Here is a 10,895-nt window from a genome sequence, read left to right on the forward strand (position 1 = left end):
TTCGCAGCCCATGTATGTGCGGCACTTGGGATTGCGCGACTTCCGGTCCTGGTCGGAAGTGGACCTGGAGTTGGTGCCCGGGCGGACTGTGTTCGTCGGGCCGAACGGCTACGGAAAGACGAATCTTGTTGAGGCCCTGTGGTATTCGTCGACCCTCGGCTCGCACCGGGTGGCCACCGACGCACCGTTGATTCGCGCGGGCCGACCGCGCGCGGTGGTCTCGACGATCGTGGTCAACGATGGCCGTGAGCTGTCCGTCGACCTGGAGATCACGGCCGGTAAGGCGAACAAGGCTCGGTTGAACCGCTCCCCCGTTCGCAGCCCACGTGAAGTGCTCGGCGTGCTGCGCGCCGTCCTCTTCGCTCCCGAGGACCTGGCCCTGGTGCGCGGCGATCCGAGCGAGCGCAGAAGGTACCTGGACGACCTCGCGACACTTCGGCGCCCGGCGCTGGCCGGTGTCCGCGCCGACTATGACCGGGTGCTGCGCCAACGCACAGCTCTGCTGAAAACCGCTGCCGGACACCGCACCCGCGACGACGGGCTGCTGCACACCCTCGATGTCTGGGATCGCCACCTGGCCGAGCACGGAGCACAGCTACTGGCTGCGCGCATCGCATTGGCCAACGAGCTGAGACCCGAAGTCGAGAAGGCCTACCAGCTGCTGGCACCCGGGTCGCGCAGCGCAGACGTCCGCTACCGGTCGAGCATCGACGCGGAGTTAGGCCCCGGCGACACAGCGGATCTGGAAGCGGCGCTGCTGGCCGCACTGGCGGCGCGCCGCTCCGCGGAACTGGACCGCGGTGTCTGCCTGGTCGGCCCCCACCGTGACGACCTCGATCTCATCCTCGGTGCGCAGCCCGCGAAAGGCTTTGCCTCTCATGGTGAATCGTGGTCCATGGCTTTGGCATTGCGGCTGGCGGCATACCAGCTGTTGCGGTCCGACGGCACCGAGCCCGTGTTATTACTTGACGACGTGTTCGCCGAACTCGACACCACGCGCAGACGGGCGCTGGCTGCGGTTGCCGCCGAAGCCGAGCAGGTGCTGGTGACGGCGGCAGTGGTCGAGGACATTCCGGCACAGCTCGAGGCCCGGCGCATCATGATCGGGCTGTGCGAGGACGACGCCGGCCGCATGTCGGTGGTGACGTCATGAGCGACGACGCGATGGATCTGGTGCGCCGCACGCTGGAAGAGGCCCGCAGCGCCGCCCGCGCGCAGGGCAAGAACGTCGGGCAGGGCCGCCGCGGCACCGGCACGCCACGCGTGGCCGGGCGGCAAGGCAACCGGCGCTCATGGTCCGGCCCCGGTCCCGACGTCCGAGATCCCCAACCACTTGGCGCGGCCGCGCGCGATGTCGCGGCGACGCGCGGATGGTCGGGCCGGGTGGCCGAAGGAGCGGTCTTCGGGCGCTGGCGGTCGGTGGTCGGCGAACAGATCGCCGAGCACGCCACACCTACGGCCCTGCACGACGGGGTGCTCAGCGTGACGGCCGAAAGCACAGCCTGGGCCACACAGCTGCGCATGATGCAGGCCCAATTGCTCGCGAAGATCGCCGCCGCGGTCGGCGACGGCGTCGTGACGTCGCTGAAGATCACCGGACCGGTGGCACCGTCGTGGCGAAAAGGACCGCTGCGGGTGGCGGGGCGTGGACCGCGCGACACCTACGGATAAGCATCGCTGAGAGCCGCTTGAACCGCGAAAAGAAAAGCCGCAAGCGTCAGGACGCGCCGCTGGTCGCGAAATCTCGTACACGGCGTTTTTAGCTGTGTAGAAACACCGCTTCAGAATCGGTGCTGGCGGCAGTTACCGGTAGACTGGGCGAAGACCCCGCTCGCGGTGACCGAACCGCTCGCATGCGAACCCCAAGGAGACCTGTCCGACCGTGGCTGCCCAGAAGAAGAAAGCACAAACGGAGTACGGCGCCTCATCCATCACCATCCTCGAGGGGCTGGAGGCGGTTCGCAAGCGGCCCGGCATGTATATCGGCTCCACCGGTGAGCGCGGTTTGCATCACCTGATCTGGGAGGTGGTCGACAACGCGGTCGACGAGGCGATGGCCGGCTACGCCAGCCGCGTCGACGTGCGGCTGCTTGCCGACGGCGGCGTCGAAGTCACCGACGACGGTCGCGGTATCCCGGTCGAGATGCACGCCAGTGGCGCGCCGACCGTGGACGTGGTGATGACCCAGCTGCACGCCGGCGGCAAGTTCGGCGGTGAAGACGGCGCCTACGCGGTGTCCGGCGGGCTGCACGGCGTCGGCGTCTCCGTGGTGAACGCGCTGTCCACCCGGCTCGAAGTCGACATCTCACGGGACGGCTATGAGTGGTTCCAGTCCTACGACCACTCGGTGCCCGGCACCCTCAAGCAGGGCGAGAAGACCAAGAAGACCGGCACCACGGTGCGGTTCTGGGCCGACCCGGACATCTTCGAAACCACCGAATACGACTTCGAGACCGTCGCGCGGCGGCTGCAGGAGATGGCGTTCCTCAACAAGGGGCTGACCATCACCCTCACCGACGAGCGGGTGTCGGAAGTGGAAGTGGTCGACGAGGTCGTCAGCGACACCGCCGAGGCGCCGAAGACCGCCGAGGAACAAGCAGCCGAAGCCACCGCCCACAAGGTCAAGCGGCGGGAGTTCCACTACCCCGGCGGCCTGGTCGACTTCGTCAAGCACATCAACCGCACCAAACAGCCGATTCACAACAGCGTCGTCGACTTCTCCGGCAAGGGTCCGGGTCACGAGGTCGAGGTCGCGATGCAGTGGAACGCCGGCTATTCCGAGTCGGTGCACACCTTCGCCAACACCATCAACACCCACGAGGGCGGCACTCACGAGGAAGGGTTCCGGGCCGCGTTGACGTCGGTGGTCAACAAGTACGCCAAAGACCGGAAGTTGTTGAAAGACAAGGACCCCAACCTCACCGGCGACGACATCCGCGAAGGCCTGGCCGCGGTGATCTCGGTCAAGGTCGCCGAGCCGCAGTTCGAAGGCCAGACCAAAACCAAGCTCGGCAACACCGAGGTGAAGTCGTTCGTCCAGCGCGTCTGCAACGAGCAACTCACCCACTGGTTCGAGGCGAATCCTGCCGACGCGAAAGTCGTTGTGAACAAGGCGGTTTCGTCAGCCCAGGCGCGCATCGCAGCACGCAAGGCCCGCGAACTGGTGCGGCGCAAGAGCGCCACCGACATCGGTGGGCTGCCCGGCAAGCTCGCCGATTGCCGCTCCACTGATCCGCGCAAGTCGGAACTGTATGTGGTGGAGGGCGATTCGGCGGGTGGTTCGGCCAAGAGCGGACGCGACTCGATGTTCCAGGCGATCCTGCCGCTGCGGGGCAAGATCATCAACGTCGAGAAGGCGCGCATCGACCGCGTGCTGAAAAACACCGAGGTGCAGGCGATCATCACTGCGCTGGGCACCGGCATCCACGACGAGTTCGACATCTCCAAGCTGCGCTACCACAAGATCGTGCTGATGGCCGACGCCGACGTCGACGGCCAGCACATCTCGACACTGCTGCTGACGCTGTTGTTCCGGTTCATGCGGCCGCTGATCGAAAACGGGCACGTGTTCTTGGCCCAGCCGCCGCTGTACAAGCTCAAGTGGCAGCGCGCCGAGCCGGAGTTCGCGTACTCCGATCGGGAACGCGACGGGTTGCTCGAAGCCGGTCTGAAGGCCGGCAAGAAGATCAACAAGGACGACGGCATCCAACGCTACAAGGGTCTCGGCGAGATGGACGCCAAGGAATTGTGGGAGACCACGATGGACCCGTCGGTGCGGGTGCTGCGACAGGTCACTTTGGACGACGCGGCCGCGGCCGACGAGCTGTTCTCGATTCTGATGGGCGAGGACGTCGAAGCGCGGCGCTCATTCATCACCCGCAATGCCAAAGACGTTCGCTTCCTCGACGTTTAGTCCACAAAGGAACTCATGACTGACACCACGCTGCCGCCAGACGAGTCCGCCGACCGGGTCGAACCGGTCGACATCCAGCAGGAGATGCAGCGCAGCTACATCGACTACGCGATGAGCGTAATCGTCGGGCGTGCCCTGCCGGAAGTGCGCGACGGCCTCAAGCCGGTGCACCGCCGGGTCCTCTACGCGATGTTCGACTCCGGGTTCCGTCCGGATCGCTCGCACGCGAAATCCGCACGCTCCGTTGCCGAAACGATGGGTAACTACCACCCTCACGGTGACGCGTCGATCTACGACACCTTGGTACGCATGGCGCAGCCGTGGTCGCTGCGTTACCCGCTTGTCGACGGTCAGGGCAACTTCGGTTCGCCGGGCAACGACCCACCGGCGGCGATGAGGTATTGCGTCACCGGTGATGCGTTGGTGGCTTTGCCGGATGGTGATTCCGTTCGCATTCGCGACGTGGTGCCCGGGGCGAGGCCGAACTCGGACAACATCATCGAGCTGAAAGTCGTTGGCCGCCACGGCGAACCGGTGCTCGCCGACCGGCTGTTTCACTCCGGCGATCACCAGACCTACACCGTGCGTACGGTCGAAGGCTTCGAAGTCACCGGCACGCCCAACCACCCGCTGTTGTGCGTGGTCGGGGGCAAGCACGAATGGAAGCTCATCGAGAAAATCCGGGCCGGCGACGTGGTGGTGATGCTGGCCGAGAACACAGTTGTTGGCAAAAAATCCCCGACATCGCAGCAACAAGTGTGTTTTCCGCACGTGGGCTCGCCGTACTACTACGCGCGCGTCGCTTCGGTGACCGACGCCGGCGTACAACCGGTCTACAGCCTGCGCATCGATACAGACGACCACGCGTTCGTCACCAACGGGTTCGTCAGCCACAACACCGAAGCGCGGCTCACTCCCCTGGCGATGGAGATGCTGCGTGAAATCGACGAGGAGACAGTCGATTTCATCCCGAACTACGACGGTCGCGTGCAGGAGCCGACCGTCCTGCCGAGCCGGTTCCCCAACCTGCTCGCCAACGGCTCCGGCGGCATCGCGGTCGGCATGGCCACCAACATCCCGCCGCACAATCTGCGCGAGCTGGCCGACGCGGTGTTCTGGTGCCTGGACAACTACGACGCCGACGAGGAGACCACCCTCAAGGCGGTGATGAAGTACGTCAAGGGACCTGACTTCCCCACAGCGGGCTTGATCGTCGGCACACAAGGGATCACCGACGCATACACCACCGGGCGCGGGTCCATCCGCATGCGCGGTGTTGCCGAGATCGAAGAGGACTCGCGCGGCCGCACCTCGCTGGTGATCACCGAGCTGCCCTATCAGGTCAACCACGACAACTTCATCACGTCCATCGCCGAGCAGGTTCGCGACGGAAAGCTCTCCGGCATAGCGAATATCGAAGACCAGGGCAGTGATCGGGTCGGCATCCGCATCGTCGTCGAGCTCAAGCGCGACGCGGTGGCCAAGGTCGTGCTGAACAACCTGTACAAGCACACCCAACTACAGACCAGCTTCGGCGCGAACATGCTCGCCATCGTCGACGGCGTGCCGCGCACCCTGCGGCTCGACCAGATGATCCGGCTGTATGTGGACCATCAGCTCGACGTCATCATCCGCCGCACCCGCTACCGGCTGCGAAAAGCCAACGAACGCGCGCACATCCTGCGCGGCCTGGTCAAGGCGCTCGACGCGCTCGACGAGGTGATCGCGTTGATCCGGGGATCGCAAACCGTCGACGAGGCCCGCCAAGGCCTGATCGAGCTCCTCGACATCGACGAGATCCAGGCCCAGGCGATTCTCGACATGCAGCTGCGCCGGCTGGCCGCCCTGGAGCGTCAGCGCATCGTCGACGACTTGGCCAAGATCGAGGCCGAGATCGCCGACCTGGAAGACATTCTCGCCAAGCCGGAACGCCAGCGCGGGATCGTCAAAGACGAACTCAAAGAGATCGCCGACAAGCACGGCGATGACCGGCGCACCCGGATCATCGCCGCCGACGGCGACGTGTCCGACGAAGACCTGATCGCGCGCGAGGACGTCGTCGTCACGATCACCGAAACCGGCTACGCCAAACGCACCAAGACCGACCTGTACCGCAGTCAGAAGCGCGGCGGCAAGGGCGTGCAGGGCGCCGGGCTCAAGCAAGACGACATTGTCAACCACTTCTTCGTCTGCTCCACTCACGACTGGATCCTGTTCTTCACCACCCAAGGCCGGGTCTATCGCGCAAAGGCCTACGACCTGCCCGAGGCCTCCCGCACCGCGCGTGGCCAGCACGTCGCCAACCTGCTGGCGTTCCAGCCCGACGAACGCATCGCGCAGGTGATCCAGATCAAGTCGTACGACGACGCTCCGTATTTGGTGCTGGCCACCCGCAACGGGCTGGTGAAGAAGTCGCGCCTCAGCGATTTCGACTCGAACCGATCCGGCGGCATCGTCGCGATCAACCTGCGTGACGGCGACGAGCTCGTCGGCGCGGTGTTGTGTTCCGGCGACGACGACCTATTGCTGGTGTCCGCGAAGGGCCAGTCGATCCGGTTCACCGCCAGCGACGAGGCGCTGCGCCCCATGGGCCGCGCCACCTCGGGCGTGCAGGGCATGCGGTTCAACACCGACGACGCGCTGTTGTCGCTGAACGTCGTGCGCGAGGGCACCTATCTGCTGGTCGCCACGTCCGGCGGCTACGCGAAGCGCACGGCCATCGACGAGTACCCCGTCCAGGGCCGCGGCGGTAAAGGGGTGCTGACCATCCAATACGACAAACGGCGTGGCACGCTGGTGGGCGCATTGGTGGTCGACGACGACACCGAGTTGTACGCGATCACTTCGGGCGGCGGCGTGATCCGCACCGCCGCACGGCAGGTCCGCAAGGCCGGCCGGCAGACCAAGGGGGTTCGATTGATGAACCTGGGCGAGGGCGACACACTGGTAGCCATCGCACGCAACGCCGAGGAAACTGACAGTGCCCAGGCCGACGAGCGCTTGCGCGACGAGCAATAGGCCCGACCGGACTCGACCACGTAAGGAGCGGTAGGTGAGCTCACCGAACGAGCCGGGCAACGGCGACGGCCCGCGCCCCTGGCAGCGCTCTGCGGCCACGGCCCGCCCGCCGCAGCAGCCGCCGCGGCGTCCCGAGGCGTCCGGCCCCCACGAACCGGCCGGCATCGAGGAGCGGATCAACCGCTTCATCTCGGGATCGCCGGCCGGTGCGCCGCCCGCGGAAGCGGAGGTCCCCGCACCTGCCCGCACAGAGGTGCCGACGCGCGCGGAGAACGTGCGCAGCGAGCTCCCGGATCTCTCCGGCCCGGTCCCGCCGCGTCCGCCGCGGCCGGCGCCCGCAACCGAGAGGCAGGGCGAGCCCGCAGCTCCGCCGCGTCCCCGTGTGCAGGTGGGCACCCGTACCAGCGGTCCGGTACGGGCCAGCATGCAGATCCGCCGCGTCGACCCGTGGAGCGTGCTGAAGGTGTCGCTGGTGCTGTCGGTGGCGCTGTTCTTCGCGTGGATGATCGCCGTCGCGTTCCTGTACCTGGTGCTCGGCGGCATGGGCGTGTGGGCCAAGCTCAACAGCAACGTCGGCGACCTGCTGAACAACACTTCCAACAGCGAGCTGGTGTCCAGCGGCACCATCTTCGGCAGCGCGGCGCTGATCGGCCTGGTCAACATCGTCCTGTTGACGGCGCTGGCCACCGTCGGCGCGTTCATCTACAACCTCACCACCGATCTGGTCGGCGGAGTCGAGGTGACGCTCGCCGATCGCGATTAACAGAGGCAGGCGCCGTTGCGGTAATCTCGGCGGTCGTTCGGGGCTATAGCTCAGGCGGTTAGAGCGCTTCGCTGATAACGAAGAGGTCGGAGGTTCGAGTCCTCCTAGCCCCACGAAAATGAGATGGGTTGTGGTGCTCGCCGCGCTGGCGGCGCTGGTGATCTGGGCGCGATCGCGGCGGGCCGCCGAGGTCTGGCACACCCTGCCGACCCACCCCGAGGGGCCTTAGCTCAGTTGGTAGAGCGCTGCCTTTGCAAGGCAGAAGTCAGGGGTTCGAATCCCCTAGGCTCCACTTTCTCGACACCTAAGTGTCCTTACTCTAACCCTGCGAAGTCGGCGAATCGCTTACCCTCTCAAGGATTCAGCTGGTGCCGCTCGCATGACGCGATCCAACATGTGATGACCTACTCGATGCGAACGAGTCAGCCGACATCAACCTGGGCAGCCCAGGCAGCAGACCGCTCGTCAACTTCCCTGCTCAGGACGGGTGCGGCTGGGTCAAAGTCCAGCGTGAAGCAAGGGCGTTGCAGATGGCGCGTTGCTCGTTTTCGTTCTGGTCGTGCATGAGGAGTCCTTCGATGGTGAAGATTCCGATCATCACTTCGGCTTCCACAGTCGAAGTTGAGACTCCGGCAGTCTCCAATTCGTAACGGGCCAGGGCGCCGGTGATCAGATGGAAGTTGTGATGCCACTCGGCTATGGCGGCGGAATGTTCGACGCGGGCGTGCACCGTCGTCACTAGGTGGCTCATCTGGTGTAACTGGCGAACCACCCACAGCAGTCGGACGGGGATCGGTTCGGTCGCAACTTGTTCATACTGCGGCCAGACGTCGGCCATGACGCTCTCGAGCACAGCGATCAGAACGTCGTCCTTATCCCCGAAGTACCAGTAGATGGTGTTGGGTGCCACCCCGGCTTCCTTGGCCAGGCGGCTCATCGGGGTGGCGTCATAGCCGGCATCTATGAACAGCCGCCTCGCTGCTGCGACGATTTCTGCACGCTTCTCGTCGGCGGCTTGCGGGCGCTTGTTCCGCGCCATCACGTCCTCCTGATTGCCGTCTACGTCACATTCTGTTGAATGGCGTTCAAGAAGATATTACGTTTTGTTGAACAGCATTCAAGATAGCCGATGGAGGCCAGCACCATGAACCAGCCGCTTAGCTACGTCCGACACGACGTCACGTTTGCGTCCGAGGGCGCCTCCTGCGCGGCGTGGCTCTATCAGCCCGAGGGCGTCGAGAATCCGCCCATCGTGGTGCTGGCGCACGGGTTTGCCGCGTTCCGCGAGCTGCGCCTGGACGCCTACGCCGTACGATTCGCCCAAGCCGGCTACGCCGCCCTGGTGTTCGACTACCGGCACTGGGGTGCCAGCGAGGGACAACCCCGCCGCATCCTTGACATCGCCAAACAGCAGGCTGACTGGCGGGCCGCCATCGCCTTCGCCCGCAGCCTGGACAACGTCGACACCACCCGGGTGGTGGCTTGGGGTTCCTCCTTCGGCGGTGGCCACGTTCTCAACTTGGCCGCCCGCGACCACGATCTCGCGGCCGCCATCGTCCAGGTGCCCCACGTCACCGGACCCGCATCAGCGTTCTCTCAATCCCCCAAATTGGTCGCACGCCTCATCGCCGCAGGACTGCGCGATCAGGTCGGCGCATGGCTCGGGCGGGCACCCTACCGAGTGAAGTCCATCGGCAGGCCCGGCGAGGTCGCCATGATGACCTCACCCGGCGCCTATGAACTCGTCGAGGAGATGGCCGGGGGCGAAGCGGCCGAGCACAAGCGCGAGCAACTTCTCGCCGAAAACGACGTCGCCGCCCGCATCGCCCTGCGCGTGCCGCTGTATTCACCCGGACGACATGCCGCCAAGATCATCGCGCCGACGTTGGTTCAACTCGCCACGAAGGACGACGTCACTCCCTACGCCAAGGCCCAGAAGACTGTGGCGCGTATCCCACACGGTGAAGTCCGCTCCTATGACTGCACGCATTTCGAGCCGTACCTGGATCCGCACTTCGACCGGATCGTCACCGACCAGATCGACTTCATAAATCGCCACGTCCCAGTGGTGGTGTGAGCCAACGCCAGGCGGCCTCCCACCCCACAGACACCCCACCCCCGCAGCGCACTACACGCGCACCCCCGATCCGTCGGCCATGGTGGCCGACGCCTACCAGTGAGGAACACCCACCCATGAACACGACCCGACGCGCTGCCCTGATCACAGGAGCATCTGCCGGCATCGGAGCGGCCTTCGCTCGCCACCTCGCCAGCGAGGGCTACGACATCTTCACACCACGCTTGCGCAGCTGGCGCCATACCGTGCCGTGGTCGACACCGAGGTGCTTTCGGATCCACGCCAATGACTTGCCGTCCACGTATAGCTTGATGGCCTCCTCGACCTGCTCCTGAGTGAGCCCTTGCTTGCGGATTGCCACGCCGGCATTGCGAACAAGCCGAATGACGCTGCCCTTGCTGATGTTGAAGCTGGTGGCGATGGAGGTCGAGGGTTCTCCTGCTTGGTAGCAGGCAATGATTTGGTCTATGACGTCCGGCTTGAGCCGTTGGGTGAGTTTGAACGGCTCGGGCGGATCAACCTCAACACGAGTGGAACTCGGTGCCTGGACATGCCCGTCAGGGGTTAGCGCACCGGATTCACGCAGCATATGAACGATTTTTGCCATACTGTCAAGGTTCGAGTAACGCCGCATCAGCTCCACATGTGTGATGAGTCGGGTCATGGTTTACACATGAGTCGCGTGATCGGTTACGGGTCCTGGCCAGCGGCCGGGGCTTTTTTGTTGGTTGCGCCAGTAGTTGTGGTCGGGGTCGATGTGGTGGCTGGCGATGAGTCGGTGGGGCGGTGGCCACGACGCTGACGGTGGTGGCTGTGACGATGATGAGGACTTTGGTGCCGGCGTGGGTGCGGCCGATGCCGAGGTGGTGTAGGCGACTGGCGTGGCGCAGGGTGAGTTTGCCGATCTTCGCGACACGGGAGATAACGAATCCCCTAGGCCTGCACAAGTTTGCTACCGGGGTGGTACGCGGGCATGCCATAGGCTGAAATCGGTCAGGACGCCGTCCGGCTGCGCCTACTCGCCCAGATGGCCTGAGGAACTGCTATGTCAAACATTGTTAATCCCCCTCCAGGGTGGTATCCCGATCCAGGAGGCACTGAGGGAACACGATATTGGGACGGCG

At 65.1% G+C, this 10,895-nt stretch carries 9 protein-coding genes, 2 tRNA genes and 1 pseudogene; 10 read left to right on the top strand and 2 right to left on the bottom strand.

Features of this window, described 5'->3' with window-relative positions; all coding sequences use genetic code 11:
• The first annotated feature begins 10 nt into the window (after nucleotides 1-10).
• The 7 genes from recF to AC5Y4N_RS09580 all read left to right on the top strand — a co-directional run bounded on the left by recF (nucleotide 11) and on the right by AC5Y4N_RS09580 (nucleotide 7,986).
• Nucleotides 11-1,153, top strand: coding sequence for a DNA replication/repair protein RecF (gene recF / locus AC5Y4N_RS09550; protein ID WP_499912648.1), 1,143 nt, complete (start codon nucleotides 11-13; stop codon nucleotides 1,151-1,153).
• Nucleotides 1,150-1,671, top strand: coding sequence for a DUF721 family protein (locus tag AC5Y4N_RS09555; protein WP_499912645.1), 522 nt, complete (start codon nucleotides 1,150-1,152; stop codon nucleotides 1,669-1,671). The genes recF and AC5Y4N_RS09555 overlap by 4 nt, the downstream gene beginning before the upstream one ends.
• Nucleotides 1,672-1,882: 211 nt before the next feature.
• Nucleotides 1,883-3,913: a DNA topoisomerase (ATP-hydrolyzing) subunit B gene (gyrB, locus tag AC5Y4N_RS09560; protein WP_499912643.1), complete on the top strand. Its 2,031-nt coding sequence runs from the start codon at nucleotides 1,883-1,885 to the stop codon at nucleotides 3,911-3,913.
• A gap of 15 nt (nucleotides 3,914-3,928) precedes the next feature.
• Nucleotides 3,929-6,931, top strand: a complete 3,003-nt coding sequence (gene gyrA / locus AC5Y4N_RS09565) for an intein-containing DNA gyrase subunit A (RefSeq protein WP_499912641.1) — start codon at nucleotides 3,929-3,931, stop codon at nucleotides 6,929-6,931.
• 34 nt (nucleotides 6,932-6,965) lie between these two features.
• The gene (locus tag AC5Y4N_RS09570) at nucleotides 6,966-7,694 is read left to right on the top strand and encodes a DUF3566 domain-containing protein (protein WP_499912639.1); all 729 of its coding nucleotides are present in this window, start codon (nucleotides 6,966-6,968) and stop codon (nucleotides 7,692-7,694) included.
• A 39-nt stretch (nucleotides 7,695-7,733) separates the two neighbouring features.
• Nucleotides 7,734-7,807 (top strand) — tRNA-Ile (locus AC5Y4N_RS09575).
• Nucleotides 7,808-7,913: 106 nt separating this feature from the next.
• A tRNA-Ala gene (locus tag AC5Y4N_RS09580) sits at nucleotides 7,914-7,986 on the top strand.
• A 186-nt stretch (nucleotides 7,987-8,172) separates the two neighbouring features.
• Here AC5Y4N_RS09580 and AC5Y4N_RS09585 read toward each other — a convergent pair.
• Complete coding sequence (locus tag AC5Y4N_RS09585; RefSeq protein WP_499912637.1) at nucleotides 8,173-8,733, bottom strand: TetR/AcrR family transcriptional regulator; 561 nt, start codon at nucleotides 8,731-8,733, stop codon at nucleotides 8,173-8,175.
• 105 nt (nucleotides 8,734-8,838) lie between these two features.
• Between AC5Y4N_RS09585 and AC5Y4N_RS09590 the strand changes: the two genes are divergently transcribed.
• Nucleotides 8,839-9,771 (top strand): alpha/beta hydrolase, encoded by a 933-nt coding sequence (locus AC5Y4N_RS09590; RefSeq protein WP_499912635.1) that lies wholly within the window; start codon nucleotides 8,839-8,841, stop codon nucleotides 9,769-9,771.
• A gap of 116 nt (nucleotides 9,772-9,887) precedes the next feature.
• Nucleotides 9,888-9,983 (top strand): annotated as a pseudogene (locus AC5Y4N_RS09595) (SDR family NAD(P)-dependent oxidoreductase); the annotation flags it as partial.
• Here the strand turns inward: AC5Y4N_RS09595 and AC5Y4N_RS09600 are convergent.
• Nucleotides 9,974-10,435, bottom strand: coding sequence for a hypothetical protein (locus AC5Y4N_RS09600; protein ID WP_499912697.1), 462 nt, complete (start codon nucleotides 10,433-10,435; stop codon nucleotides 9,974-9,976). The pseudogene AC5Y4N_RS09595 and the gene AC5Y4N_RS09600 overlap by 10 nt on opposite strands.
• Nucleotides 10,436-10,816: 381 nt before the next feature.
• Here AC5Y4N_RS09600 and AC5Y4N_RS09605 point away from each other — a divergent pair.
• Nucleotides 10,817-10,895: DUF2510 domain-containing protein (locus AC5Y4N_RS09605; RefSeq protein ID WP_499912685.1), on the top strand; the 79-nt coding region annotated here is incomplete at its 3' end.

Source organism: Mycobacterium sp. NGS19 (assembly GCF_059813155.1).

Coding starts and splice junctions, on each gene's coding strand:
- gyrA (WP_499912641.1), top strand. CDS start 3,929: ATGACTGACACCACGCTGCCGCCAGACGAGTCCGCCGACCGGGTCGAA.
- AC5Y4N_RS09590 (WP_499912635.1), top strand. CDS start 8,839: ATGAACCAGCCGCTTAGCTACGTCCGACACGACGTCACGTTTGCGTCC.
- AC5Y4N_RS09555 (WP_499912645.1), top strand. CDS start 1,150: ATGAGCGACGACGCGATGGATCTGGTGCGCCGCACGCTGGAAGAGGCC.
- AC5Y4N_RS09585 (WP_499912637.1), bottom strand. CDS start 8,733: ATGGCGCGGAACAAGCGCCCGCAAGCCGCCGACGAGAAGCGTGCAGAA.
- AC5Y4N_RS09600 (WP_499912697.1), bottom strand. CDS start 10,435: ATGACCCGACTCATCACACATGTGGAGCTGATGCGGCGTTACTCGAAC.
- recF (WP_499912648.1), top strand. CDS start 11: ATGTATGTGCGGCACTTGGGATTGCGCGACTTCCGGTCCTGGTCGGAA.